The sequence below is a fragment of the Bradyrhizobium cytisi genome (genome assembly GCF_008123515.1).
GTDB lineage: Bacteria > Pseudomonadota > Alphaproteobacteria > Rhizobiales > Xanthobacteraceae > Bradyrhizobium > Bradyrhizobium cytisi.
This window is the reverse complement of the sequence record NZ_VSSR01000039.1, coordinates 1-25,317: the sequence shown is the minus strand read 5'-3', so window position 1 is coordinate 25,317 and position 25,317 is coordinate 1. Positions and strand designations below refer to the sequence as shown.

General features: G+C 64.0%; 22 protein-coding genes. 11 read left to right on the top strand and 11 right to left on the bottom strand.

From position 1 onward, the window contains the following. The 7 genes from FXB38_RS23235 to FXB38_RS23200 all read left to right on the top strand — a co-directional run bounded on the left by FXB38_RS23235 (nucleotide 1) and on the right by FXB38_RS23200 (nucleotide 8,543). Entirely contained in the window at nucleotides 1–1,425 is a 1,425-nt protein-coding gene (locus FXB38_RS23235) for a TolC family protein (RefSeq protein ID WP_148753295.1), read from the top strand. A 13-nt stretch (nucleotides 1,426–1,438) separates the two neighbouring features. Then, on the top strand, nucleotides 1,439–2,770 hold the full coding sequence (locus tag FXB38_RS23230; RefSeq protein ID WP_148753294.1) for a copper oxidase: 1,332 nt from the start codon (nucleotides 1,439–1,441) through the stop codon (nucleotides 2,768–2,770). A 32-nt stretch (nucleotides 2,771–2,802) separates the two neighbouring features. After that, entirely contained in the window at nucleotides 2,803–3,255 is a 453-nt protein-coding gene (locus FXB38_RS23225) for a cupredoxin domain-containing protein (RefSeq protein WP_187435079.1), read from the top strand. A gap of 17 nt (nucleotides 3,256–3,272) precedes the next feature. Continuing rightward, entirely contained in the window at nucleotides 3,273–3,572 is a 300-nt protein-coding gene (locus FXB38_RS23220; RefSeq protein WP_187435078.1) for a copper-binding protein, read from the top strand. A gap of 375 nt (nucleotides 3,573–3,947) precedes the next feature. After that, the gene (gene flhA / locus FXB38_RS23215; RefSeq protein WP_187435077.1) at nucleotides 3,948–6,089 is read left to right on the top strand and encodes a flagellar biosynthesis protein FlhA; all 2,142 of its coding nucleotides are present in this window, start codon (nucleotides 3,948–3,950) and stop codon (nucleotides 6,087–6,089) included. A gap of 294 nt (nucleotides 6,090–6,383) precedes the next feature. After that, entirely contained in the window at nucleotides 6,384–6,584 is a 201-nt protein-coding gene (locus FXB38_RS23210; protein ID WP_148753290.1) for a hypothetical protein, read from the top strand. A gap of 1,173 nt (nucleotides 6,585–7,757) precedes the next feature. After that, entirely contained in the window at nucleotides 7,758–8,543 is a 786-nt protein-coding gene (locus tag FXB38_RS23200) for a class I SAM-dependent methyltransferase (RefSeq protein ID WP_148753288.1), read from the top strand. A gap of 970 nt (nucleotides 8,544–9,513) precedes the next feature. Here the strand turns inward: FXB38_RS23200 and FXB38_RS23195 are convergent. The 6 genes from FXB38_RS23195 to fliI all read right to left on the bottom strand — a co-directional run bounded on the left by FXB38_RS23195 (nucleotide 9,514) and on the right by fliI (nucleotide 15,746). Next, nucleotides 9,514–10,740, bottom strand: a complete 1,227-nt coding sequence (locus FXB38_RS23195) for an NAD(P)/FAD-dependent oxidoreductase (RefSeq protein WP_148753287.1) — start codon at nucleotides 10,738–10,740, stop codon at nucleotides 9,514–9,516. Between the two features lie 117 nt (nucleotides 10,741–10,857). Continuing rightward, nucleotides 10,858–11,817 carry a helix-turn-helix transcriptional regulator gene (locus FXB38_RS23190; protein ID WP_148753286.1) on the bottom strand — a complete coding sequence of 320 codons (960 nt, stop codon included), beginning with the start codon at nucleotides 11,815–11,817 and terminating at the stop codon, nucleotides 10,858–10,860. 169 nt (nucleotides 11,818–11,986) lie between these two features. After that, complete coding sequence (locus FXB38_RS23185) at nucleotides 11,987–13,075, bottom strand: anti-sigma factor (protein ID WP_148753285.1); 1,089 nt, start codon at nucleotides 13,073–13,075, stop codon at nucleotides 11,987–11,989. 74 nt (nucleotides 13,076–13,149) lie between these two features. After that, nucleotides 13,150–13,695 (bottom strand): sigma-70 family RNA polymerase sigma factor, encoded by a 546-nt coding sequence (locus FXB38_RS23180; protein ID WP_148753284.1) that lies wholly within the window; start codon nucleotides 13,693–13,695, stop codon nucleotides 13,150–13,152. A 185-nt stretch (nucleotides 13,696–13,880) separates the two neighbouring features. Further along, nucleotides 13,881–14,300, bottom strand: coding sequence for a flagellar export protein FliJ (gene fliJ / locus FXB38_RS23175; RefSeq protein WP_128953708.1), 420 nt, complete (start codon nucleotides 14,298–14,300; stop codon nucleotides 13,881–13,883). A 120-nt stretch (nucleotides 14,301–14,420) separates the two neighbouring features. Beyond that, on the bottom strand, nucleotides 14,421–15,746 hold the full coding sequence (gene fliI / locus FXB38_RS23170; protein WP_148753283.1) for a flagellar protein export ATPase FliI: 1,326 nt from the start codon (nucleotides 15,744–15,746) through the stop codon (nucleotides 14,421–14,423). Nucleotides 15,747–16,176: 430 nt separating this feature from the next. On the opposite strand from fliI, the gene ctrA reads away from it, so the two are divergent. Then, nucleotides 16,177–16,878, top strand: coding sequence for a response regulator transcription factor CtrA (ctrA, locus tag FXB38_RS23165; RefSeq protein WP_007600544.1), 702 nt, complete (start codon nucleotides 16,177–16,179; stop codon nucleotides 16,876–16,878). An 87-nt stretch (nucleotides 16,879–16,965) separates the two neighbouring features. Here ctrA and FXB38_RS23160 read toward each other — a convergent pair whose 3' ends face one another. Together FXB38_RS23160 and FXB38_RS23155 are read right to left on the bottom strand one after the other, a co-directional pair. Next, nucleotides 16,966–18,549 carry a hypothetical protein gene (locus FXB38_RS23160; RefSeq protein WP_148753282.1) on the bottom strand — a complete coding sequence of 528 codons (1,584 nt, stop codon included), beginning with the start codon at nucleotides 18,547–18,549 and terminating at the stop codon, nucleotides 16,966–16,968. A 74-nt stretch (nucleotides 18,550–18,623) separates the two neighbouring features. Continuing rightward, the gene (locus FXB38_RS23155) at nucleotides 18,624–20,441 is read right to left on the bottom strand and encodes a CHAT domain-containing tetratricopeptide repeat protein (protein ID WP_148753281.1); all 1,818 of its coding nucleotides are present in this window, start codon (nucleotides 20,439–20,441) and stop codon (nucleotides 18,624–18,626) included. A 274-nt stretch (nucleotides 20,442–20,715) separates the two neighbouring features. Between FXB38_RS23155 and FXB38_RS23150 the strand changes: the two genes are divergently transcribed. From FXB38_RS23150 to FXB38_RS23140, 3 genes are read left to right on the top strand one after another with little or no spacing between them, the layout of a single operon-like run. Next, a complete protein-coding gene (locus FXB38_RS23150) occupies nucleotides 20,716–21,120 on the top strand; it encodes a DUF350 domain-containing protein (RefSeq protein WP_128968112.1) in 405 nt (134 codons plus the stop codon). A 1-nt stretch (nucleotide 21,121) separates the two neighbouring features. Then, complete coding sequence (locus tag FXB38_RS23145; protein ID WP_148753280.1) at nucleotides 21,122–21,532, top strand: hypothetical protein; 411 nt, start codon at nucleotides 21,122–21,124, stop codon at nucleotides 21,530–21,532. Nucleotides 21,533–21,535: 3 nt separating this feature from the next. Then, nucleotides 21,536–22,696: a glutathionylspermidine synthase family protein gene (locus FXB38_RS23140; protein WP_148753279.1), complete on the top strand. Its 1,161-nt coding sequence runs from the start codon at nucleotides 21,536–21,538 to the stop codon at nucleotides 22,694–22,696. A 1-nt stretch (nucleotide 22,697) separates the two neighbouring features. Here the strand turns inward: FXB38_RS23140 and FXB38_RS23135 are convergent, their stop codons facing one another. The 3 genes from FXB38_RS23135 to FXB38_RS23125 form a co-directional block, all read right to left on the bottom strand. After that, nucleotides 22,698–23,570 carry a CheR family methyltransferase gene (locus tag FXB38_RS23135; RefSeq protein WP_148753278.1) on the bottom strand — a complete coding sequence of 291 codons (873 nt, stop codon included), beginning with the start codon at nucleotides 23,568–23,570 and terminating at the stop codon, nucleotides 22,698–22,700. Further along, nucleotides 23,567–24,763: a protein-glutamate methylesterase/protein-glutamine glutaminase gene (locus FXB38_RS23130; protein ID WP_148753277.1), complete on the bottom strand. Its 1,197-nt coding sequence runs from the start codon at nucleotides 24,761–24,763 to the stop codon at nucleotides 23,567–23,569. The genes FXB38_RS23135 and FXB38_RS23130 overlap by 4 nt, the downstream gene beginning before the upstream one ends. Before the next feature lie 70 nt (nucleotides 24,764–24,833). Then, entirely contained in the window at nucleotides 24,834–25,199 is a 366-nt protein-coding gene (locus FXB38_RS23125) for a response regulator (protein WP_007600538.1), read from the bottom strand. Between the last annotated feature and the right edge of the window lie 118 nt (nucleotides 25,200–25,317).

Genomic DNA, 25,317 nt, shown 5'->3' with positions numbered 1-25,317 from the left:
ATGGCAGAGTATTTTGCACGGAGCCTGCTCGTTCTCGGCGCGCTCGGCCTCTCCGGCTGTGCCGCGTTCTCGCCCGACAGCGGCATGAGCGCGGTCTCGGAGCTGACGAGCCAGACCATCAGGAAGGACATCGCCTTCGTGCGGACGGCCGAGGGAGCCGGTGCGGTCGACGCGCGCGTTCGCCAGTTGCTGTCGCGGACGCTGACCGAAGAGACCGCCGTGCAGGTCGCGCTGCTCAACAACAAGGGGCTGCAGGCCGCCTATAACGAGCTGGCGCTGGCCGAGACCGATCTGGTCGAGCAGAGCCTGCCGCCCAATCCGATGTTCTCGGTCTCGCGCATCTCGGGCAATGGCGCCAGCGAGATCGAGCGCCAGGTCGTCGGCGACATCCTGGCGTTGGCCACGCTGCCGTTCCGATCGGACATCGCGCGCGAGCGCTTTCGTCAGGCGCAATTGCGTGCGGCGCTGGCCACACTTCGGCTCGCCGCCGATGTGCGGCGCGCTTACGTTCGCGCAGTCGCCGGAAACGAGATGGTGGTCCTGCTGACCGACGCGAAGGCGACCGCGGAATCGACCGCGCAGCTCGCTGTCAAGCTCGGCGAAACCGGCTCGGTCAACAAGCTCGATCAGGCCCTCGAACAGGTGTTTTACGCCGAGACCACCGCCGACCTCGCCACCGCACGCCAGGCGGCGACGAGCGCGCGCGAAAGGCTGGCACGGCTGATGGGGCTGTGGGACGACGGCCTCGATTTCCGTCTGCCCAACCAACTGCCGCCGCTGCCGCGCCGGCCGCAGGCTTTGCCCTCGATCGAGGCCAACGCGGTGGCCCATCGCATCGACCTGCAGATCGCGCGGCTGGATCTGACGGCGCTGGCGAAGTCGTTGAACCTCACCGAGGCGACCCGCTTCGTCACGCTGCTCGATCTCGCTGGCATCTCCCGCCGGACTCAGGATCCGGAAGGCGCCCCGTTCCGCGAGCGCGGCTTCGACGTGCAGTTCCAGATCCCGATCTTCGATGGCGGCGAGGTCCGTGTGCGGCAGGCCGCGGAAACCTACAATCTCGCCTTCAACCGCCTCACCGAGCGTGCCGTGAACGTCCGCTCGGAGGCGCGCGACGCTTACCGTGTCTATCGCTCCTCCTACGACATCGCTAGTCACTACCAGCGCGAGATCATCCCGCTGCGAAAGATCATCACCGAGGAGATGCAGTTGCGCTTCTCCAGCATGCAGGTCGACATCTTCGCGCTCCTGACCGAAGCACGCCAGCGGCTCGCTTCGCTGCGCGGCGCGATCGAGGCCAGGCAAAACTTCTTCATCGCCCAGTCCGAGTTGCAGACCGCCGTCAATGGCGGCGGCGCGCCTGTTTCCGGCGGCGACAATCCAACCAATATCGCCGCGGCAGCACCTGCCGATGGCGGCCACTGACATGGAGGCCAGCATGTTTTCCCGCCGAGGATTTTTGGGCACCGCCGCGCTCGTGGGCGCATCAGCCGTCAGCGGCCGCGTCCAAGCCGCATCGATTCCGGAAGCAGCCCATATGGACAAGGCGGTGATGCAGCCGCCGTTGCATCCCATTGGCGGTCCCGACTATCGCCCCGTCGTCACGCTCAACGGCTGGACACTGCCGTTCCGCATCAACGGCGACTGGAAGGAATTCCATCTCGTCGCCGAGCCCGTGGTGCGCGAATTCGCCGAGGGCATGAAGGTCAATCTGTGGGGCTACAACGGCCAGTCGCCGGGGCCGACCATCGAGGCAGTCGAGGGCGACAAGGTCCGCATCTTCGTCACCAACCGCCTTCCCGAATACACCACCGTGCATTGGCACGGCATGATCATCCCGAGCGGCATGGACGGCGTCGGCGGACTGACCCAGCCGCATATCGAGCCGGGAAAGACCTTCGTCTACGAGTTCGAGATGAAGAAGAGCGGGACCTTCATGTACCACCCGCATTCCGACGAGATGGTGCAGATGGCGATGGGCATGATGGGCATGGTTGTCGTGCACCCGCGCGACCCAAACTTCCGCCCCGTCGACCGCGATTTCGTCTTCGTGATGAGCACCTATCGCGTCGATCCCGGCACCTATCTGCCGCGGGTCAACGAGATGACTGATTTCAACATGTGGACCTGGAATGCGCGGGTGTTTCCGGGCATCGATCCGCTGCCGGTCAGGCTCGGCGACAAGGTGCGCGTGCGCATCGGCAATCTTAGCATGACCAATCACCCGATCCATCTGCATGGCCACAGCTTTGCGGTGACGTGCACCGACGGCGGCTGGATTCCCGAGAGCGCGCAATATCCGGAGACGACGACCGACGTGCCGGTCGGCGCTGTGCGCGTATTCGACGTCCTCGCCGACAATCCCGGCGACTGGGCGTTTCACTGCCACAAATCGCATCACACCATGAATGCGATGGGGCACGACATGCGCAACATGATCGGCGTGTCGCGCAAGGATCTCGCCAAGGCTGTCGGCAAGCTTGCGCCCGACGCCATGGTGATGGGCCAGTCCGGCATGGCGATGGGCAACATGGAGATGCCGGCGCCTGACAACACGCTGCCGATGATGAGCGGCACCGGCCAGTTCGGCCCGATCGAGATGGGCGGCATGTTTACGGTGATGAAGATCCGCGAGGACCTCGCGCGCGACGATTATCGCGATCCCGGCCCCTACCAATTCCCGCAAGGCACCGTCGCCTACGAGGTCGCCTCGCCGGCGGCGGAGCCGGCGCGGCAGCCAGCCATGCCGGCGCACAAGATGAAGATGTGAGCGTTTCGATGAACCACCAACTGGAGACCACAATGAAGACGATCAAACTCGCCTTGACGCTGCTCGCGCTGTCGATCGCACCCGCGTTCGCGCACGAGGGTCACGACCATCACGGCTTCTCGGCCGGCGAGCCCGGCGATCCCAAAAAGCCGGCGCGCACCATCGAGATCGCGTTGAGCGAAATGTCCTACGAGCCGTCGAGCATCACAGTCAAGCGCGGCGAGCAGATCCGTTTCGTGCTGCGCAATGTCGGCAGGGAGGACCACGAATTCCTGCTCGCCACCACGAAGGAGAACCTCGCACATGCCGAGGTGATGAAGAAGCACCCGCACATGGAGCATGACGACCCGAACGGGGTGCGGCTTGCGCCGAACAAGACGGCCGAGATCGTCTGGAAGTTCACCAAAGCCGGCACCTTCGAATTTTCCTGCCTGATCCCCGACCATCGCGACTACGGCATGGTCGGCCACGTCACCGTGAAATGAGGACAATGGAGAGAGCCATGAAGCCGATCATCCGCGCCACCGCAGCATTCGCACTGACGCTGGGCCTGACCGCGAGCGCGCTGGCGCAGGCCGCTTCCATCAACGGTGAGGTCAAGAAGATCGACGAAACCACCGGCAAGATCACGCTCAAGCACGGCCCCGCCAAAGGCCTCGGCATGGACGAGCCCATGACCATGGTCTACCGCGTTAGGGATCCCGCCATGCTCAAGCAGGTGAAGGTCGGCGACAAGGTGTCATTCGAAGCCGAGGAGGCCGCGTCGGGTTACACGGTGACGAAGATGGAGAAGGCGAAGTAGGGCGATCTCCTTCATGGTCATTCCGGGGCGCGCCTCTTGGCGCGAGCTATGATGCGCAATTGCGCATCTGAGAATCCATGTCACCACATCGCTTGCGGCACGATGGATTCCGGGCTCGCGCTTCGCGCGCCCGGGAATGACGACCTGATAGTCCCGAAACACCCCCACCCCGCACTCCTGCCGCACCCTCCGTTAACCCTTTGCTAACCATACACCCGGCAAGAATTGCCCAGTGGAGTCGAGTGTCGTCAGCCGCGTAGAACGGGAGCTCCCGTGGACGCCAGTGCGGTGCCTCACTTTCGGAACGGCGGCCCATCGGCCGCCGCGCAGACGTTTGGGGCGCGCGGACGGCAGTCGCGCGGGGGAGCAGCTACCATGGTCGACGTCACCGCGGGACAGGGCGTAGGTAACGCCAAGCCCGGCATCCCCTCCCTTTCCGAGATCGTCACCATCCTCAAGCGCGGCGACATCGCGCTCGCGCTCGGCGTCCTCACCATCCTTGTGGTGCTGATCCTGCCGCTGCCGGCGATCGTTCTGGACCTGTTCCTGGCGATCTCGATCACGCTGTCGATCCTGATCCTGATGACCTCGCTGTTCATCCAGGCGCCGCTGGAATTCTCCGCCTTCCCGACCATCCTGCTGATCTCGACCATGCTGCGGCTGTCGCTCAACATGGCCTCGACCCGCCTGATCCTGTCGCATGGGCACGAGGGCACGGATGCTGCCGGTCACGTCATCGAAGCTTTCGGCAGCTTCGTGATGGGCGGCAATTTCGTCATCGGCATCATCGTCTTCGCCATCCTGATCATCGTCAACTTCGTCGTCATCACCAAGGGTTCGGGCCGTATCGCCGAAGTCGCCGCCCGCTTCCACCTCGACGCCATGCCCGGCAAGCAGATGGCGATCGACGCCGACCTGTCCGCCGGACTGATCGACGAGAAGGTCGCCAAGGAGCGCCGCAAGGCGCTGGAGGATGAGAGCGGGTTCTTCGGCGCCATGGACGGTGCCTCGAAGTTCGTCCGCGGCGACGCCATCGCCGGCCTCCTGATCGTCTTCATCAACGTCGTCGGCGGCATGATTATCGGCGTGGCGCAGCAGGGCCTGTCCTTTGCCGACGCCGGCCGCAGCTACACGCTGCTGACCGTCGGTGACGGCCTCGTCACCCAGGTCCCGGCGCTGATCGTCTCGACAGCGGCGGGTCTGCTCGTCTCCAAGGCCGGCGTCTCGGGAGCGGCCGACAAGGCGCTGATGAAGCAGTTCTCCGGCTATCCGCAGGCGCTGGCGATGTCGTCGGCGGTCATGCTGGTGCTGGCCGCGCTGCCGGGCATTCCGACCATCCCCTTCTTCCTGCTCGGCGCCGGCGCCGGTGCGCTGGCCTGGTCGGCGCGCAACCGCAACCGTGCGACCGCCAACGCCGAGGCTGCCGCAAGGGCCGCACCCGCGGCCGGGACGCCCGGTGCCCCCGGCACCGCGGCGGCCGAGGAGCCGATCTCGGCGGCGCTCAAGATCGACGACCTCAAGATCGAGCTCGGCTATGCGCTCTTGCCGCTGGTCAACGGCCCCGACGGCACCGACCGCCTCACCGAGCAGATCAAGGCGCTGCGCCGCTCGCTCGCGATCGAGATGGGTTTCGTGATGCCCGCAGTGCGAATCCTCGACAACGTTCAGCTCGAAGCCAACACCTACATCATCAAGATCAAGGAGGTCGACGCCGGCACCGGCAAGATCTGGCCGAACCAGTTCATGGTCATGGACCCCGGCGGCAGCCAGGTGCAGGTGCCCGGCATCCACACCACCGAGCCGACCTTCGGCCTGCCCGCGACCTGGGTCGACGCCAGCCTCAAGGAGGAGGCCTCGCTCAAGGGCTACACCGTTGTCGACGCCGCGACCGTGCTCTCGACCCATCTCACCGAGCTGCTCAAGGCCAACATGTCGGACCTGCTGTCCTATGGCGAGGTGCAGAAGCTGCTCAAGGAGCTGCCGAAGGAGCAGAGCGAGCTAGTCAAGGACATCGTGCCCGGACAGGTCACGGTCTCCGGCATCCAGCGCGTGCTCCAGCTGCTGCTCGCCGAGCGCATCTCGATCCGCGACCTCTCAACCATCCTCGAAGGCATCGCCGACTCGCTCGCCTTCTCGCGCAATCCCGCGACCATGGTCGAGCATGTCCGCGCTCGCCTCGCGCGGCAGATCTGCGCGCAGAATACGTCCTACAACGGCTATCTGCCGCTGATCGCGCTGTCGGCACGGTGGGAGCAGGCTTTTGCCGAATCCATCGTCGGCCAGGGCGAAGAGCGCAGCCTCGCGATGCAGCCCTCCAAGCTGTCCGAGTTCATGACCGGCGTGCGCGAGGCCTTCGAGCGAGCCGCCCGCGAAGGCGAGGCGCCGGTGCTGGTGACCTCCGCGGCAATTCGACCTTTCGTCCGCTCCCTGGTCGAGCGGTTCCGGGCCCAGACGACCGTGTTGTCGCAGGCCGAAATCCACCCGAGAGCGAGGCTGAAAACGGTCGGAAGCATCTGATTTGCCTTAAGAAGCCGTGTGTTTTTCAGCCACAGGCAAATGGTTTTTTAGTTTCTGGCACTTTGTCGACCAACTGCTGGCAAAGCGCCTTCCAGGCATATTACAGCTTTGAAATAATTGCGAAATCTGGCGATCAAGGTCCGCCCCTGATCGCGATCGTTCACGTCGTATCACGCTCTTGTGATAGCCCCTTGGGAACGAATCCGCCCAATACTAGGTTGTTGGGCACCGGAAGCATGAACCTGCCTAACAAGGGTGGCGACTACTTCGGGTAGATGGCGGCAGGAGCCTTCCATGAACCACTCGATTTACAGCGCAGATCGCTCGACACATCTGAAGATCGTGGTCGTGGCCCTCGTCGCCGGGATCGCGGTGGCAGGGTTCGGCATCACTGCACGCACCGGTTCGGACGACGGATTGACCCAGACCGCCCGCGTCATCAAGGCCGGCAAGCCGGTTGCGATCACCAGCTCGAACGCATCGGTCGTTCGCTAAGGAGATTTGAGTTTCAGGAATTCACGCGGCTCTTTACCAGCCCCCCAAAGTCGCCACGTGGATATGTAGACGACCCCAACCCCAAGTCGACTACAGAAAGCGCCCGCCCCCCACGGGCGCTTTCTCATGTCTGGGGGTACCTCGTCATTGTGAGCGCACGCGCGCGCCACTCGCTCCTCTCTTGTCCCGGACGCGCCGCAACGCCTCTTAGCGTTGCTGCGCAGAGCCGGGACCCAGGCCGCGCTCACGCTGCTGCATGGCCCCCGGCTCTGCAGCGCACCGCTGAAGTGGGCGCTGCACTGCGTCCGGGGCACGAGAGCGCGGTGTTCGCGCACAGCTACATCAACCTCGTCATTGCGAGCGGAGCGAAGCAATCCAGAATCCCTCCGCGGAGGCAGTCTGGATTGCTTCGCTGCGCTCGCAATGACGGAGTGTGAGGCGCGGACATCGTCCTTTCAACTCGCACATCCATCGCAGACACACCTTCTCCATCGCAGACACACCTTCGCCCTCTCGCGGCTCATATCGCCCGAGCTTTGCTTCAGTCGCCTCACCCTCAACTGAAAGAGGGCGCAGGGAAGACCGGGTGCCGGCTGGCACCCGCGGTCCACTGTGCGAAGTTACAGTCAGAAAAGCTGCACAGCGGCATACAGGTGAAGCCAGGACATCCCGGCCTTCCCTGCGCAGTGGTTTGACGGCTTATGTCGTGCTCTCCCCGGGGAGCGATGCACTATTGCCCCCGTCGCCTCACGGATGACTGATGTGAGGGCCCGGTTGGGCCACACCCATCACCGCAAGACTTGGCGCACAGACTCCGGGCGCCAGGACCACACGATTTCGCCGTACGCCGATCACCCCGGTCGTATGCGCGAGGTCTTCGCTCACGGTTGCCCGCCCTGCAAAACCCTTCGCGCCGATGTGACCCACGCCCACCGCCGCCCGGCCCGCGTTCGTGACGATCGCGATGCGCCCCTCTTCCTTGGGCCGGAGTAGGCGACACATACGCGATTTCCGAATTTCGGTAAAGTGGAATATTTTTGGCCGCGTGGATTGACCGAAGGTTTGGATGTTTTGCCCGTCGGGCAACGCAAGGCTTGTAGATGGGCCCAAGACGTCTTGACAACGAATGGCTTTACTTGGCTAGCTCCACAACCTGATGAAGCGGGGACCTCCATGGAGCAGCGCTTTACATTCGATCAGATTGCGGAGGCATATAGGGCCTCACGCCCCGACTACCCCGAAGCCCTCGTCGACGACGTGGTTTCGTACGGCAACTTGAGGCCGGGCGATCCCGTTCTGGAAGTTGGCTGCGGCACGGGGCAGGCAACGAGGAGCTTCGCGAAGCGAGATTTTCGGATCGTTGCAATCGATCCTGGCCCCGAAATGGTCCGTGCTGCGCGTGAGAGCTTGGCCGGTTTTGGTAACGTCGAGCTGGTCGAGACGACACTCGAGGCGTGGCCACAAGACCAAGGACCGTTCCGACTCATCATCGCTGCGCAGTCGTGGCACTGGGTTTCGCCGGACTTGCGGTTCGTGAAGGCCGCGAAGCTGCTTTCATCGGACGGATCATTGGCCGTCTTCGGGCATGTTCCGACAGGATGGCCCATCCCGTTGCTCGAACGGTTCAAGGAAATATACCTGCGTCATGCGGGCCGCTGGGGGCCCCCGCCGGAAGCCTGGTACCTGCCCAGCGGTCCATTCAAAGGCTGGTTTGACGAGTCGGGATTGTTTGGACCGGTGGAGCACCGCTGCTATCCGTGGAAGTGGCAGCACACAACATCAAGCTATGCCAATTTCCTGGGGACGCGCTCGGATATTCGGATGCTCACGCAAGCGGTGCGCGAAGGGCTGCTCAATGACGTTTCCCGAGCGATCGATCGTCACGGAGGAGAATTCGAAATAGACTACGAGACTCACCTCTACATAGCCCGCCGGATTGGTGGCGATAAGCAGCTCTGAGTTTGTTGAGAAATCTGGAATTGGATCGGAAGCCGACAGTCGGCAGGAGGCACGGCAAGATCAGCTATGGGCCACGTGCGGACATTGCGCGTTCCAAGTTAGTTAATCAGAGCCGATGTCGCTTCAGAACTACTACCCGCCTGAATAAATCGCATATGATCGCAAAGGCCCATGCCCCCGCCCCAGAGCGCGCCGCGAAGTTTATGTCGCTCGGCCTGCCCCCTGTTGAGAGCATAAAGACAAGCAGCAGGAAGAGCACGCCGACTATCACAGCGATAATTTCTACGGCAATGAGCAACCCGCTAAACAGACGTCGGATGCTATCTTTCGGTAGGTCATTTGAATCGGACATTGCACGCGACTATAGCTCATCTTACCTGTCCAGACCAAAGCGGCGAGGTCCGCTTCACCTATGCCAAATTTTCCGTAAATCGGCCGGAGGTCAGCTATGGGCCACAAGCGGACATTAACGCGCGATGCGCGCCGGGTGCTCCGGATTGCGGCGTATGAATTCCTCAACGTCCCGCAGTCGCTCTGGCAATGGCTGTGCGCCGGCGTAGTGCCAAAAGCGGAAGCCTGCTGACCAGAGGGCCTGCACCTTCAACCATTGCTCGGCATCGGCCCGCTTAGGAGCTTTGAACGCGCGGCCCATCTCATGAAGGCAAGAGCCGCAATGCGGACAAGCGGCCCTCGTATCCGCCCGAACCTTCCATGATTTCCGGCAATCGAAACACGCATGGGCTATCAGATAATTGCGTCCGCGCACCGATAGCTCGGGACGCGGGGGCCGAGGACGCGGATCGGCGCGCGTGCCTGTAGAGCGCCGCAAGCTCATCCGTCGAGCCTTTTCCAAACCACTTACCACGTGGGAAGAATGACAAGAGAATCCTACGTCTGCAACGGGTCATTTGGCGACATCGCGGGAACGGCGCCCAAGTCGGCTGAGGCCCGGAGCGGATGCACGGTCCGCTCAACGACGCGGCGCCCCATAGGTCGGCGGCGGCGCCTGCACCGTCGGCGCGGCGGCGGCGAATAGATCTTCCTTGCTGCCGGTGAGCGGGGGATAGATGCGCTTGCGGTTGATGGTCTGCTTGGTTGCCTTCGCAGCCTGGCCGGTCGTCCGCACCTCGCGGTCCCAGCCTTCCGTGTAGAGCGCGCCCCAATCGCCGAGATCGAGCACGGTGACGTACCAGTCGATCCGCAGCGGCAGCATCGGCTGGCCGGCAAGATCGGCCACCACATTGTGACCGGCGAACCGGCCCATGGGGCGGGCGAACTGGCAGGACATCACGGTCGGATGCAAGCCATCGACCACGCTGGAGGCGACGTCGCCTGCGGCGAAGACGCCGGGGAGATCCGCGACCCGCATGAAGGGATCGACCAGAAGGCGTCCGAGGCGGTCGCGCGCGCCCGGAAAGCTTGCGGTCAGCCGGCTCGCGCGCATGCCGGCGCACCAGATCACCGTCTGCGTTGCGATGAACTCGCCCGAGCTCAAGCGAACGCCAGCAGCTTCGATCGACGCGACGCGCACCCCGAGCCGCGCTTCGACGTCGAGCGACGACAGCGCCGTCTCGATAACGGGACGCGCCTGCGCGCCGATGGTGGCACCGACCGCGGAATTGGAATCGACCAGGATGATACGACGATTGCCGGTGATGCCCGCGCGCACCAGCCGGTCAGGCAATTCGGCGGCAACCTCGATGCCGGTGAAGCCGGCGCCCACCACCAGAATTGTCGATCGTCCCGGCGACGGCGGGCTGCGCCCGAGCGAGATCAGGTGATCCTGGAGGCGAAGCGCCGCAGCATAGGTATCGACGTCGAACGCATGCTCCGCCAGCCCCGGAATATCAGGACGCATCACTTCGCTGCCGAGTGCAAGCACGAGGCGATCGTAGCTCAGCGTCTCCTCGCCGCTGCTCGTGACCAGCGAGATCTGGCGCCGCGACGGATCGACGGCCGTGACCTCGCCGATACCGTGCGTGACGCCGATCGGATCGAGCAGTTGCGGAAGCGGCAGCGCGACCTCGCTGAGGTCGACCTCGTAATTGCGCACGCGGATGTTGTGGTAGGGATTGCGGTCAATGACGCGGATCTCGATGTGGCGGCCGGCGGCACCAATCTGGTCGCGCATGCGCGCGGCACCGATGGCCGCCCACAGACCTGCAAACCCGGCGCCGAGCACGACGATACGCGCCATGTGCGTTGACTTCGCTGTTCCAGGGAATCCGACGATCTGCCCCGCGCAGACAGATATAGCTCATTCGTCCGGATCGACCAACTGCGGCCGCGGCGCGCCGCTGCACAAAATCGGGCCTCAGGCCTCGCGCAGTTCCGACGGCGTCGCGCCAAAACGCTTGCGGAAGGCGCGGTTGAAATAGGACAGGTCGGCGAAGCCCGAGGAATGCGCGATGTCGCTGATCTTGCGCGCCCGCGCGCGGGGATCGCCGAGCCATTTTCGCGCGAGCAGCAGGCGCTGCTCGAGCACGAATTCGGTGAAGGTGGTGCCGGCCTGCTCGAACAGCCGCTGCGCCTGGCGCGGGCTGAGCCCCGAGCGGGTGGCGACCTCGGACAGGCAGAGATCGTTGCGGCCGAGTGCAGCCATCACATCGGCGCGCATGAGATCGAGACGGGCCGCCGCATGGCCGCGACCGCGCGCGAGCGCCGCGTGCTCGGCATCGGTGCCAAGCAGCAGGCCGACGAGATCGACCATGTGCTGCGCGGTCAGGCGCTGGCCGACGGCGTCGAGATGCGGTGCCTGATGGGCAGCGAGCGCGTGATAGCGGAAGATGGTCTCGGCGACCGCACCATCCGACAGCACCTGCGACAGCTTCTCCTCGGCGCGCGGATTGATGTCGAGCAGCGCGCGGCGCGGCATGCGGATGGTGGCGAAGCGGTTCTCGTCGGTGTGACCGACGCTGCCGGTGATGCCCATATCGGCAAGCGTCATCTGCGCCGGCGCGAGCTCGACGGTGTGGCCGTTCTGCCGGACGTTGACGAGGCCGGCATGCGCGGCGATCAGCACGAGATCGTCGCTGCCGTCGGCGAGACCGCTCTGCGTGCGCGAATAGTGTGCGGAGGCCCCCTCGGGAATGGCGAGCGCAATATTATCGACCACGCTGATCTGCAGCCGGCAATCGATGCTGTCGCCCTGGCTCGGTCCGATCTCGAGGCCACAGGACCCCAAGGCCCTGTCGCGCCAATGCTCGAATGCCGGCCCCTGCGGCAGGCCGGCATATTGGTGAATAAAGACGCCCGGCGGCTTGGCTGCATCCATCTGATTTCTAGCCCCTTTCCGGCACCATGATCGGCGGTGCCGACTGCAAATTCCGGGCATTTGACGCCGGGACATGCATGGAGGTTCAAATCACAGACGGATTCAGCGAGACTTGTCGAATTACGACGGCGAAATGGACCGCAGCGACAATTATGCGCCCTTGTGGCGACTACTTCTTCGCCGGCAACTGCGGCTGGGACGGCGGCACGGTCTCAATCAGCTTGCCGGAAAACACCGGCGCCGAGGTCGGCTGGCCGTTGGGCGAGCCGCCCGACTGCTCGACCGTGACGGCATAGGTTGCGCCATTGACGACATCGGCATCGTAGCCGGCGAGCACCGGGCGCGCCGTGAAGTCGCCGCTGCCGATCACGCCCAGCGAACGCGGGCGCGGCAACCTGTCGGAGATCAGCCAGAGCTCAAAACTCTTGCCCGGCTCCGGCGTCGCGCCGACCTTGCGCACCGTGAAGTTCTTGGTCGCCCCGTCAATGGTGAGGATGAAGGCGGGGCCGCCGCTCTGGCCCTGCAACAGCGCGACATATTGCGCGGGCGAAGACAGCGGCGCGGCCGGTGTCTTGAGCTCGACCGTCTGGATACGCGGTGCGGGCCGCAGCGCGCCCGGCAGCGCATCGGGCAGGAAGATCTGAAGCGATAGCGTCACCAGCAATGCGGCCGCAAGCGCACCCACGGCGGAGGCGATCGTGCGCCAGCGCTTCACGCGGCCCTCGAGATGGATCACGTTGCTGCCGTCGGCGACCGGCGCCTGCGTCACCGGTGCGACGCTCGGATCGGGCGCATGGGTCTGCGGCACGAACTGCGGCGGGAAAATCGGAACGGCATCGGAATTGGATTCGGGCGACGGCACGTCCGGCGACGGAGGCTCTGGCGTCGGCGGACCTGTCGTTGAAGACTCTGTCGCTGAAGGCTCTGTCGCCGAAGATTCGGGCGATGAAGGCTCCGGTGAATAGAACTCCGGCGGTGGCGGCGGCGCCTCCGGGAGCACCGGCGGTGCCTGGGGCGAATCCTGCGACGATAGCGTCCGCGCGATCTCGCGCCGGATGTTCTCCCACACGATCGGCCGCGGCTCGATCGTGCCGACCATCTGGTTGAGGACGCCGAGCCGGAATTCCCACGACTGCACCAAGGCGGCGAACTCCTGGTCCACCGCCATCATGGTCGCGACCTGCGCGCGCTCGTCGGCATCGAGTGTGCCGAGCGCATATTCCGCGGCGAGCACGATATGGTCCTCGCTATAGGCCATCACTTTCCTTCAGCTCTCCCGAAGGGAGAGGTGAAACAAGAACGCTGCGTCAGCATAGGCACTCTCATCATCCACTAAAGTCCGAGGCACTCCCGGATATCCAACATGCTGCGCCGGAGCCACGTCTTCACCGTGTTGACGGGCGCGGCGAATTTCTCCGCCAATTGCTCGCGGCTCCAGCCGTTGTAATAGGCGAGAAGCACGAGCCGCTGACGGTCCGGCTCGAGGCGGCCAATACATTCCAGCAGCCGCTTCAACTCCTCGGACATCTCCCGGCGCGCCAGGGGATCGGGACTGTCGGCGGCGACGTCCATCGCCTGCGGCTCCTCCTCGATGGAGGCCTCCGTCTTCTTGCGCACGATATCGATGGCGCGGTTGCGCGCGATCGATGCCATCCACGTGATCGGCGATGACAGCGTCGGATTGAACCGGCCGGCGCTGTTCCATATCTTGACGTAGGTCTCCTGAATGACCTCCTCTGCGAGATCCTGCCGGCGCAAGATACGGAGCACGACGCCATAGAGTTTCGCGCGCGTGGCGCCGTAGAGGCGCTCGAACGCGGCCTGGTCGCGCTTCGCCACCGCCTCGATCAGCCCGACCAGCTCTGCTGGCGTCAGCATTCAGCCCCCCAACGCTCAAGGCCCCGCCGCATCCGCGCGGACCCCGGCACTCCGCTACCATAGCGCGCGGCCAAGCCGGTCACCAAGAGCCGGTGCGCCACGCTGTGGACAGCACACGCAAAAACCCGGACCTTGCGGGTCCGGGCTCGCAAATTCTCTGACGATTTTGACCGCTGGCGGCGTCTTCAGGCAACGGCGCCGATGCGAGAGCGCATCAGGCCGATGCTGTCGAGATCGGCCTGCTCGCGGGCGTTTTCTTCGGCGCGCTCGCGGGCCTGGTCGCGCTCGTCCAGGAGCTCGACCTTCTTCAGCTCCTCGAAAGCCTCGCCGAGCGCGGCCTTGGCCTCCTCGAGCTGGCCCTTCAGCTCGTCGGCCGAGCGGGTCAGGTTCTCGCGGCGCTGGATGGCGGCCTTGGCATAGGTCGGATAGGCGAAATGCGCGGGATCGTTGATCCCGGCGCGGTCCTGCTCGGTCTGGATCTCGCGATCCAGATCGGTCGACATCCGCTGGAAGTCGGCGATCATGGACTCGATCTGGGCGACCCGGCGGCGCTTCTCGTCGACCTGAAACTTCTTCAGGCGGATGAGGGTATCACGTGACTTCATCGACTCGTACTCCCCAGAAGTCCCTTGGCTGCACGTGGGACGACACCAGTCTCCCCACAGGCCCGATTGGGGCCAAGACCGGCTCTGCTACTCTGTGGATCGGATGATGACGGGACAAAGTTAGCGTTCCGTTTCCAAATTGCCGAGGATTTGCGCCAACTGGCGGTAGCCATCGGCCAGCGAGGCATTTTCGTCCTTGCCCTGGCGCAGGAAAGCCTCCAGCGGCTCGTGCAGGCGGATCGCCTCGTCGACCTCGGGGCTGGAGCCGGCCCGGTAGGCGCCGAGCCGGATCAGCTCCTCCATGTCGGCATAGGTGGCCATCACCGCCCGCGCCTTCTGGATGGTCGGCCAGAACTGCGGATCGGCCGATTTCGGCATGGTGCGGGAGACCGACCTGAGGATGTTGATGGCGGGATAGCGGCCGCGCTCCGCGATCGAGCGCTGCATCACGATGTGGCCGTCGAGGATGCCGCGGACGGCGTCGGCGATCGGCTCGTTGTGATCGTCGCCGTCGACCAGCACCGTGAAGATCGCGGTGATCGCGCCCTCGCCGAGCCCCGGTCCGGCGCGCTCAAGAAGCTTCGGCAGCTCGGTGAAGACGGTCGGCGTGTAGCCCTTGGCGGTCGGCGGCTCGCCGGCGGACAGCCCGATCTCGCGCTGGGCCATGGCGAAACGCGTCACCGAGTCCATCAGGCAGAGAACGTCCTGGCCCTCGTCGCGAAAATATTCGGCGACCGCGAGCGTCAGATAGGCGGCCTGCCGCCGCATCAGGGCCGGTTCGTCGGAGGTCGCGACCACCACGACGGAGCGCGCCAGGCCCTCCTCGCCGAGGTCGTCCTGCAAGAACTCCTGCACCTCGCGGCCGCGTTCGCCGATCAGCCCGATGACGCTGACCGCGGCATCGACGTTGCGCGCGAGCATCGAGAGCAGCACGGATTTGCCGACGCCGGAACCCGCGAAGATGCCCATGCGCTGGCCGCGGCAGCAGGTGAGGAAGGTGTTCATCGCGCGCACGCCGAGATCGAGCGGCGCGCCGACGCGCTTGCGCGAATGCGCCGGCGGCGGCGAATTGCGATACGGCACCGGGGAAGCGCCTTGCGGCAATGGTCCCTTGCCGTCGATCGGTTCGCCCAGCGCATTGACGACGCGGCCAAGCCAGGCCGCCGACGGACGCACCTGATTGGCGGCATTGGCGATAACGGCCTTGCAGCCGCGACGCACGCCGTCGAGGCCGGCGAACGGCATCACGACAGCGTTGTTGCCGGAGAAGCCGATCACCTCGCAGGGGATGGATCGGTTGGCGCCGGTCTCGATCACGAGCCGCGCACCGACCGACATCGCGTGGATCGGGCCGGCGACCTCGACCATGAGGCCGCGCACGCCGACCACACGGCCATAGATATTGACGCCGTCGATATCGCCGATCTGCTCGGCAAGAGCTTTCATGGAGCAGCCTTCATAAGAGGGCCTTCATAGCGGACGCGCCTTCATGACGGGGGGCCTTCATGGCGAAACCCTTAAGTTTCGCCATATTTCTGAACGGCGCTTAACCTCGTGTTTACCCGCATCGTTAATCATTGCGTCACTGTCTTTGTGACTGAGCGCGACTCCCCTTCAGAAGAAGGCTGAGTCGTGGGAGTCGGTTAGGCCCGTCTCTTAAAGTGGAGCTTGAACGGAGCGGAGTAACAAAAGCTGCTTCCTACGCAAGACCTTAGGGCGATTCGAGAAAAATTGCACCAAGGGGACTTGCGTTCCAGAATCAGGATTTGTTAACCATCTGTCGTCAGGATCCGAATCAGTTGTTCAAAGGCGTTTAGTTGAGTGCCGCGAATGCGGCCGACCTGACGCCCAGGAGCGGCGACTATGGGGAACTGGCATGCGCGTTTTGCTGATTGAAGATGACAGCGCCGTCGCGCAGTCGATCGAGCTGATGCTGAAGTCTGAGAGCTTCAATGTCTACACGACCGATTTGGGGGAAGAAGGCGTCGATCTCGGAAAATTATACGATTACGACATTATCCTTCTCGACCTCAACCTGCCCGACATGTCCGGCTACGACGTGCTCAAGCAGCTTCGGGTCTCCAAGATCAAGACGCCGATCCTGATCCTCTCCGGCCTCGCCGGCATCGAGGACAAGGTCAAAGGTCTCGGCGTCGGCGCCGACGACTACATGACCAAACCGTTCCATAAAGACGAGCTGGTTGCCCGCATCCACGCGATCGTGCGCCGCTCCAAGGGTCACGCCCAGTCGGTCATCCAGACCGGCGACCTCGTCGTCAATCTCGACACCAAGACGGTCGAAGTCGGTGGCCAGCGCGTGCACCTGACCGGCAAGGAATACCAGATGCTGGAGCTGCTCTCGCTCCGCAAGGGCACGACCCTCACCAAGGAAATGTTCCTCAACCACCTCTATGGCGGCATGGACGAGCCCGAGCTGAAGATCATCGACGTCTTCATCTGCAAGCTCCGCAAGAAGCTCGCCAACGCTTCCGAGGGACGCAACTTCATCGAGACCGTGTGGGGCCGCGGCTACGTGCTGCGCGAGCCGCACGAGGTCGAAGAGCGCATTCCGGCCTGATCAGCTTACGTCGCGAGCCCTTCGGGCTTGCTCCTCCCAGCCTGGACCCCGCCGCAAATGGCGGGGTTTTGTTTTTTGGGGCTTCCGTCAAGCACTCGCCAGCGAAGCGGTGGCGAGAGGCGCGCTCCTGACCGGGACGCGTGCGGCCGCCTCGCGCAGCCAGGCGATCAACGCGTAGCCGATGATGAATCCGAACGCGAAGGTCGGGAGCACGAAGGACCAGAAGAACGCCCAGCCGGAGACGTTGTCGACGACCTCCATGACCGGCATCGGGCTGACCTGGTGGATGCCCAGCAGCACCCACAGCAGCACCGTCATGCCGCCACCGAAGACGAGGCCGTCGCGCATCCGCCGTGTCTTGCGCGACCGCCTGCCCCAGGTCGAATCCTGCACCAGCAGCGCCGCCATCGCCGCGATCCCCCAAGGAAAGGTCAAAAGCGGCAGTTCGTGCAGGACCACATCGAGATAGGGCTTTTGCGGAAACTGGTAGAAGTCGAAGGCGGCCTGAATCGGGAAAAGGATCAGGGCACTCCAGAGACCGATGGTGAGAATGAATCCGACCGGCAGCCGGCCGAAGATGGTCTCGTTCGCAAACGCGTATTGCCGCTTGAAATAATAAACCAGCCAGAAGTTCACGATCAGGTACAGCGGCGTCATCAGCAGCGTCCGCATCATGCCGACATATTGGTCTCCAGGCATGTGGACGACCTTGCCGGACCCGAGCAGCCAGGCCAGGCACCAGACGAAGGCGAAGGCCGCCACGACCGCCACGACCTTGACGATACCGGGTGGGGCCGGCTCCAGCACGAAGCCGATTGCCCCTAACCTTTTTCTGCTGCGGGCAAAGGTCCATTCGCCGGCGAGCGCGGCGCGCGCCGCGAACAGCAGGAGATTGTTGAGCAGGGAATCCATGTCCTTGCGCAGATCCTCCAGCATGCATCCCGCCGCGGTCTGGGCGGCCAGCTGAAGCTGGCTGACCGCACTATGGCGGGTCGAGAGCTGATCGAGCGCCTGCCAGTCGTCCGGCTCGACCTGGCTGTCCTCCATGATCGCACCGTAGATCTCGGCGCTGCTCTTGAGCACGCGGACGGTGCGGAAGCAGAGAGAATCGTAGACCGCGAGCAGCTCGGCATAGAGATCGGAATTGCGCTCCATGAAGGCATCATGCTCGGCGGCCCAGCGCTCGAGATGGAGCATCAGCGCCGAGATCTTGAGGAAGCGCGACTGGATCGCGGTCGATTGCGTGGCGCGGAAATCATCGACCTGATAGCCGACCCTGGAGAGCTTGCGCTGGAGGCTCTGCATATCGTCCGGGGCGACCTGGAACGGCGACGCGGCCAGCGCGTCGCGCAGCGCGAACGCCCTGACGGGAATGCCGGCCAGCTCCTGGCAGAATTTCCGCCACGCCTTCGGCGCGACCGGAATGAGCCAGGCGAACATCAGGAGCCAGACCGCGGCGAGCGGCGACAGCTTATCGGGAAGAAAAGCGTAGGTCACCAGGAACGGCGTGATGAAGACGGCGAGGCCGAACAAGAACAGCGGCCGCGTCGTGAACGAGCGGGTCCCCTTCATCGTGTGAAACCTGAACCAGTAGAACAGCACGACCAGAAGCGGTCCGCCGAAGGACTCGAGGATCGCATTCAGGGGGTCTACGACATCAGCAAGCGGCACGATGAACTCCTATTGCTAGGGTTCGTTGTTGAAAGGCGCGCCGGACACCGCGGCATCCGGCGGTCGCGTGAGAGTCACGCAGCCTCGGCGATCATCTTGGCCTTCTGGACCAGGAGATCGATATTGTCCGGAGCCAGCGCAATCGCGCTGTCCATATCGTTCTGGGCCTTCGCGACGTCCTTGATCTGGGCATAGGCGTTGGCCCGGGACACCAGATATTTCGGCTCGTTCTCGTTGGTCGCGATTGCCGTGCCGAAGGCCTTGATGGCCTCCTCGAGATAGCCACGCTTGTCGTCGATGCCGGCGGCCGTCATGCTGACGATGCCCCTGATCCAGTAGAATTCCGGGTTCTTCGGCTTGAGCTTGATCGCTTCGGTGATGTCGTTGAGCGCATTTTCGTAAAGACCGACGGTCACGTTGAAATTGGCGCGGCGCACGAAATATTCGGGCTTCGCCGGATCAAGCTTCAGCATGTAGGCGAAGCTCGCGGCGGCTTTCGGAATCTGCTTCTGCTTGTGTTGAAGCGTGCCGAGATCGAAATAGACTTTTGCGAGCCGAACCGAAAGTTCGCCGTCATCCGCGAGCAGGCCGTGCAACTCCTGCCCGCGCCGGGTCAGCTCCTCCAGCGCCTCGATCGTGGCGGGACCGGCGGCGAGTGCTTCCATGAATTCGTCGCGCCGCTGCCGCAGCATGTCTTTCGAGAGGCGCGCGGCCTCGGCCGGGGTCGGCAGCGGCTGCGGCGCTTCGACGTCAAAGATCCGGCCGTCGGACGAGCGCATATAGAGGACCGGGATTCCCCATTCGACGCGGGACTTCTCCTGGATGAATTTGCGCGCAAGTGTCACCGCATCGTCGATCGAACGATTGCCGGCAAGTGCCGCGTAAAACCCCTCCGACATCGAAATCGCGGCACTGTCGGTGATCGGAAACTGCATCGCCACCACGGCGGGCAGCCATCCCGTCTTCATCAACCCGATCGCAGGATTGCCGAAGCGATCGCCGACATTGATCCGGGCGCTCTCGCAGCAATTGAGCATGATCAGGCGCATGCTCCGCTTTGCCCCAGTCAGCATCATCGCAAGATCGGAGGCGAACTTCTTCACCGGCCTGCCGTCCTCGTCGACCATGACGACGAAGCCGCTCGCGCCGACCCCGGGCGAGGCTTCCTCGACCCCGCCATGCCCGATGAAATGGAAGATGTGCCATTCGCCCTCCAACAGCTTCTTCATCAGGTCTCGTCCGCTCCCGCCCGGGACCCACTGGAAATCGACCTTGCCTTCGTGCTGGAGGGAATCGATGCCCTTGTTGATGCGGTCGCGCTCCTTGACGACATTGAGCTTCGGCCATTCGCTGGTCGATGGGTCGGCGATCATGCCGAGAATGCGCAGTGGCCCTTTGACGCCCATCCGGCCCACGCTGCCGGCGGTTTCGAGATAGCGCACGATGGGCCGCGTCAAGCTGACGAAACCGGGCATGTCGTCTTCGTCGTAGAGATATTCCCACGGCAGTCCGGCAAGATCGGCCGCCTCGATCCGCAGCTTGATCCTCAGATCCTGGGCTGCGCCCTTGCTGCGCTCGTAGATCCGCTGGATCGAGGGCACGTCGGTGAAGACGCTGCGGAACACGCCGCGCCCGAAATCCCGCAGCACCTGTTCGCCACGCGTCGTCGGGCCCTGCCGATTTTTGTCGTCGATTTCCAGCACGGCGTTTTCCAGCTCGCCGCGCAACTTGGCCAATTCGCCGGGCGCAGAGAACCAGAACTTCACCTGTGCCTTCGGCGCCTCACCCGCCGGCGACCTGACGACACGACCGTAATATTGCTGAGGGCCGCCACCCACGGGCAGATCGGAGCCGATCTCGAGCTCGAAATCTTCGTATTCGGCAACAGGCATTTTGCGCCTCACTCAACAAGATTTTGATCTGAACGAAGAAGCCCTCGAATGTGCGTGGCCGATCGCAATCAGGACGACCGTGAAAACAATGCGCGAGACTATCACATGCAACCTCGAGACGCATTTGTGAAGCATGTCTCATGCGGCCCGATATTTCGTGCAGTGCCGGGGGCGTACCACAGGGCCGACTTGTTTCTGGGGATCGAACCTGTTCGACCGATGCGGCGACTAAGCGATCGTGCCAGAATTCACGGCGCCAACGTTGGACCTCCCCATGATCCTGCAATCGCTCGCCGGCCTGCCCGCCTTCCTGGTCTATTTTTGCACCGGGCTAATCGCGATAGTGGCATATCTCTTCGTTTACACGCGGATCACGCCGCACAACGAGTTTCAGCTGATCCGCGACAACGATCCAGCGGCTGCGATTGCGCTCGGCCTCAGCCTGCTCGGCTTCGTGGCGCCGCTGTTCAGCGCGATCGCGCATTCGGCCAACGTGCTGGACTGCCTGATCTGGGCTGCAATCGCGCTGATCGTGCAAGTTGCCGTGTTTTACATCGTGAAAATCCCGGTGCCGAACCTGTCGGGGCGGATCGCCGCCGGCGAGCTGGCGCCCGCGATCTGGCTCGGCCTGTCCTCGCTCGCCGCGGGCCTCCTGAACGCTGCCTGCATGATCTACTGATATGGCAGCGAAGCCTCCGACCAAGGATTTCGGCAAGCGCAGGCCCGCACCCGCGCCGCCGGCCCCGCGCGAGCCGGTGAAACGCTCGGGCCATGTCGCGCTGCTGGTGATGGGGACGATCGCGGCCGGCACCACGGCCTACACGCTGATACCGCACCGAAGCTGCGACCCCTCTCCTCCCGGGGCGGCAGTTGCCGGGGCGACAGTCCCCGGGGCGGCGGCGCCGACGCAGACGACGAACTGCAGCAGCAGCTCGTCAGGCGGCACCTCGCACTGGTCCTCGCGGTCGGGTTTCTACAGCAGCGACTCCTCGAGCCATTCCTCGTCAGGGACGTCGTCCGATTCCGGCTCCGGTGGCGTCACGCGCGGCGGCTTCGGCTCGTTTGCGCATGGCTTCTCGGGCGGCGGCTGACACATGCAACGCATCATTTGTCCCGAGCGCGACGACTGGCAACAGACCGCCGAGCAATGCGGCTTCGCCTTCCACACCATCGACGGCGAGCGTTATTGGGACGAGCGCGCCTATTATGCCTTCACGCTCGACGAGATCGAGCGCTCGATCGAAACGCCGACCGGCGAGATCGATGCGATGTGCCTGGAGCTCGCTGGTCACGTGATCGGCGACGAACGCCATCTGCGGCGGCTCAAAATTCCGGAAGCGTTCTGGGATCTGATCGCGGAAAGCTGGGACCGAGACGACCGCAGCCTGTACGGCCGGCTCGACCTGAAATTCGACGGCCACGGCCCGGCAAAGCTGCTCGAATACAATGCGGACACGCCGACCTCGATCTTCGAGGCTGCGGTGTTTCAATGGACCTGGCTCGAGCAGGCGATCGAGCGGCGCATCGTTCCCGCCCGCGCCGACCAGTTCAACTCCATTCACGAGCGGCTGATCGAGGCGTGGAAAGCGATCGGCGCGGGCGGGCATCTGCATCTCACAGGCACGACTGGCAACGAAGAGGACGCGGGCACGCTCGCTTATCTCGAAGACACCGCGCGCCAGGCAGGCCTCTCGACCACGCTGCTCGACATCGAAGAAATCGGCTGGCGCGATGAGGCCGGCGGCTTCGTCGATCTCGACGACCGCGACATCGAGCTGGTCTTCAAGCTCTACCCCTGGGAATGGATGTTCCACGACGCTTTCGGTGCAAAGCTTGCCGGCGCTCCGACGCGCTGGATCGAGCCACCATGGAAGGCGGTGCTCTCCAACAAGGGCATCCTGCCGCTGCTCTGGGAGATGTTTCCGAACCATCCCAATCTGCTGCCGGCCTTCTTCGAGGACGATCCACGTGCAGCCGAGCTCGGCAGCTCCTACGTCCGCAAGCCCCTACTGTCGCGCGAAGGCGCCAATGTCACGCTGGTGTCGGCCGGTGTTTCGCTTGACGAACACGCAGGCCCGTATGGCGCGGAAGGATTTATTCGCCAGGCGCTCTCGCCGCTCCCGAACTTTTCAGGCGTCTATCCCGTGGTGGGAAGCTGGCTGGTGAACCACGAGCCATGCGGGCTTTCGATCCGCGAAGACGGGAGCCCGATCACGGGCAACGGCTCGCGGTTTTTGCCGCATGCGATCTTGTAGATCACCTTGCCGCGGCGACCTTCAGCGGTTGCGGCATCAGTCCCCCCATCGCCCGGCCGGAGCGCGCCGGATTGAGCTGGTAGAGACCGCGGCGGTCGGAGATCGGACGGAATGCGTCGGTGATGCCGACGACGGATTCGGCGGCGCCGAGCAACAGCGTGCCGTCCGCTTCCAGGCCCTTCGCCATGCGCTCGAAGATCACGGCTTTGGTGTCCTGGTCGAAATAGATCAGCACGTTGCGGCAGAAGATCACGTCGAACGTGCCGAGATGGGAGAAGTCCTGCAACAGATTGAGCTGGCGGAACTGCACCATCGCGCGAATATCGGTATTGAGCTGCCAGACCTCGTTGGACTGGGTGAAGTATTTCATCAGGAGCTGGATCGGCAGGCCGCGCTGCACCTCGAACTGGCTGTAGACGCCGGCCTTGGATTTCTCCAGCACCTCCTGCGACAGATCGGTGGCGACGATCTCGATGCGCCAGCCCGCGAGCGCGGTGCCCATCTCCTTCAGGCACATCGCGATCGAATAGGGCTCCTGCCCCGTCGACGAAGCCGCCGACCAGATGCGCAACGATTTGCGCGCCGCACGCGCCTGGATCAGGCCGGGCATGATGCTGTCGCGCAGATGATCGAACGGGATCTTGTCGCGAAAGAAGAAGGTCTCGTTGGTGGTCATGGCCTCGACCACGTCGGTCGCAAGCCGGCCATCGCCGTTCCTGATCTTGAGCACGAGATCGGGGATGCCTGATAGGCTTGCCTTGCGGGCCAGCGGCAGCAGCCGACTCTCGACCAGATACTGCTTGTCGGGCGAGAGATCGAGACCGGAGCGCTCTTTCAGGAACTTGCGCAGATACTCGTAGTCCGCAGGCGTCACGAGCGATCTCCCGCGAACAGGCGGTTGACCTTGGCGCCGATCTGGTTGAGCGGCAGGATCGCCGCGCAGATGCCGGCATGGGCAGCCGCACCGGGCATGCCCCATACCACGCTGGAGGCTTCATCCTGCGCGATCACGCTGCCACCGGCAGCGACGATGTCCTTGCCGCCGCGCATGCCGTCCGAGCCCATGCCCGTCAGGATCACGGAGAGGATGTTGCCGTGCCAGATGTCGATGGCGGAGGTAAAGAGCGGGTCGACCGCAGGCTTGCAGAAATTGACCGCGGGGCCGTCGTCGAGCGCGATCGCCACGTCCGCGCCGCTGCGCACCACGCGCATGTGCTTGCCGCCGGGCGCGAGATAGATGCGCCCCGGCTTCACCGGCTCGCCATCGACCGCCTCGGCTGCCGGCCGGCGGCTCGAACGCGCGAGGTGCTCGGCGAGAATGGTGGTGAAGGTTGGGGGCATGTGCTGGGTGATCAGCACCGGAACGCGGTCGATCACCGGGCCAAGCTCGGTGACCAGCGCCATCAGCGCCTGGGGGCCACCGGTCGAAGAGCCGATCAGCAGCACCTTCGGCATCTGGGTCGAGAACGGACGCGTGGTCAGCGGCCCCGACGACAGGGGATGGATGGCCGGTGCTGGCGAGGCAGGCCGCGCAATCGGTCCGCGCGCGGCCGGAGCCGGAGCCGGGCTCGCCGGCGCCAGCGGCGGGCTTGAAACCGCAGGCTTCCTGCGCAACCGCGCGCCGAGATGACGGATCTTCTGGATCAGATCGTGATGGAAGATGTCCGCGGCGGACGTCTCGCGTGTCGATTCCGGTTTCGGAATGTAGTCGGCCGCGCCGAGCGACAGCGCCTTGAAGCTGATCTCCGCGTTGCGGCGGGTCAGCGTCGAGGCCATGATGATGACGAGATCGCGCTTCTTCGCCAAGAGCTGCGGCAGCGCCGAGATGCCGTCGAGCTCGGGCATTTCGATGTCGAGCACGGCAACGTCGGGGCTGATGCGTTCGATCTGGTTGACCGCCTCGAGCCCGGTGCGCAGCGAGGCAGCGACCTCCATATCGTGCTCGGCACCGATCCAGCGCGAGATCAGACCGCGAATCACGACGGAGTCGTCGACGATCATCACTCGCAGCGGTCCCGCTTCGCGCGACGAGCCCGTGGCCGAATTACCTGCGAACGCAATACTCATTACTCACCAACTCAGACTGAAACGGTTTAGTTGAAAACGCCGAAGGAGCCGTTCAGCCTCCGGTGTTCGCTCAGATCAAGCCGACTTCCTGGAACTTCGCCGTCACGATGTCCTTGTCGAACGGCTTCATGATGTACTCGTTGGCACCGGCGTGCAGCGCGCGCGCAATATGGGCGACGTCGTTCTCGGTGGTGCAGAACACCACCTTGGGCTGGTCGCCGCCGGGCATGCGGCGCAGATGGCCGAGGAATTCGTAGCCATCCATCACCGGCATGTTCCAGTCGAGCAGCACGGCGTCGGGCAACCCGCGCTTGCAGGCCTCGAGCGCCTTCTCACCGTCCTCGGCTTCGAGAATCTGGAAGTCGAGGCCTTCCAAGATCCGGCGCGCAACCTTGCGGATGACGCTGGAATCATCAACGACGAGACACGTTCTCATGTGAACCTCTGCTTCTGATCCCCTTTGCGGGGGAACTTCCAATTGCGAGTACGTCGGCGGCGCTGCCGCCGTATCAGGCCGCCATCATCTCGGGCGCGAGCTCGAGGACGCGATCGAC

What these genes read in the sequence shown, in the direction of transcription:
- FXB38_RS23235 (WP_148753295.1), top strand. Translation starts at nt 1, where the DNA reads ATGGCAGAGTATTTTGCACGGAGCCTGCTCGTTCTCGGCGCGCTCGGC.
- FXB38_RS23230 (WP_148753294.1), top strand. Translation starts at nt 1,439, where the DNA reads ATGTTTTCCCGCCGAGGATTTTTGGGCACCGCCGCGCTCGTGGGCGCA.
- FXB38_RS23225 (WP_187435079.1), top strand. Translation starts at nt 2,803, where the DNA reads ATGAAGACGATCAAACTCGCCTTGACGCTGCTCGCGCTGTCGATCGCA.
- FXB38_RS23220 (WP_187435078.1), top strand. Translation starts at nt 3,273, where the DNA reads ATGAAGCCGATCATCCGCGCCACCGCAGCATTCGCACTGACGCTGGGC.
- flhA (WP_187435077.1), top strand. Translation starts at nt 3,948, where the DNA reads ATGGTCGACGTCACCGCGGGACAGGGCGTAGGTAACGCCAAGCCCGGC.
- FXB38_RS23210 (WP_148753290.1), top strand. Translation starts at nt 6,384, where the DNA reads ATGAACCACTCGATTTACAGCGCAGATCGCTCGACACATCTGAAGATC.
- FXB38_RS23200 (WP_148753288.1), top strand. Translation starts at nt 7,758, where the DNA reads ATGGAGCAGCGCTTTACATTCGATCAGATTGCGGAGGCATATAGGGCC.
- FXB38_RS23195 (WP_148753287.1), bottom strand. Translation starts at nt 10,740, where the DNA reads ATGGCGCGTATCGTCGTGCTCGGCGCCGGGTTTGCAGGTCTGTGGGCG.
- FXB38_RS23190 (WP_148753286.1), bottom strand. Translation starts at nt 11,817, where the DNA reads ATGGATGCAGCCAAGCCGCCGGGCGTCTTTATTCACCAATATGCCGGC.
- FXB38_RS23185 (WP_148753285.1), bottom strand. Translation starts at nt 13,075, where the DNA reads ATGGCCTATAGCGAGGACCATATCGTGCTCGCCGCGGAATATGCGCTC.
- FXB38_RS23180 (WP_148753284.1), bottom strand. Translation starts at nt 13,695, where the DNA reads ATGCTGACGCCAGCAGAGCTGGTCGGGCTGATCGAGGCGGTGGCGAAG.
- fliJ (WP_128953708.1), bottom strand. Translation starts at nt 14,300, where the DNA reads ATGAAGTCACGTGATACCCTCATCCGCCTGAAGAAGTTTCAGGTCGAC.
- fliI (WP_148753283.1), bottom strand. Translation starts at nt 15,746, where the DNA reads ATGAAAGCTCTTGCCGAGCAGATCGGCGATATCGACGGCGTCAATATC.
- ctrA (WP_007600544.1), top strand. Translation starts at nt 16,177, where the DNA reads ATGCGCGTTTTGCTGATTGAAGATGACAGCGCCGTCGCGCAGTCGATC.
- FXB38_RS23155 (WP_148753281.1), bottom strand. Translation starts at nt 20,441, where the DNA reads ATGCCTGTTGCCGAATACGAAGATTTCGAGCTCGAGATCGGCTCCGAT.
- FXB38_RS23150 (WP_128968112.1), top strand. Translation starts at nt 20,716, where the DNA reads ATGATCCTGCAATCGCTCGCCGGCCTGCCCGCCTTCCTGGTCTATTTT.
- FXB38_RS23145 (WP_148753280.1), top strand. Translation starts at nt 21,122, where the DNA reads ATGGCAGCGAAGCCTCCGACCAAGGATTTCGGCAAGCGCAGGCCCGCA.
- FXB38_RS23140 (WP_148753279.1), top strand. Translation starts at nt 21,536, where the DNA reads ATGCAACGCATCATTTGTCCCGAGCGCGACGACTGGCAACAGACCGCC.
- FXB38_RS23130 (WP_148753277.1), bottom strand. Translation starts at nt 24,763, where the DNA reads ATGAGTATTGCGTTCGCAGGTAATTCGGCCACGGGCTCGTCGCGCGAA.
- FXB38_RS23125 (WP_007600538.1), bottom strand. Translation starts at nt 25,199, where the DNA reads ATGAGAACGTGTCTCGTCGTTGATGATTCCAGCGTCATCCGCAAGGTT.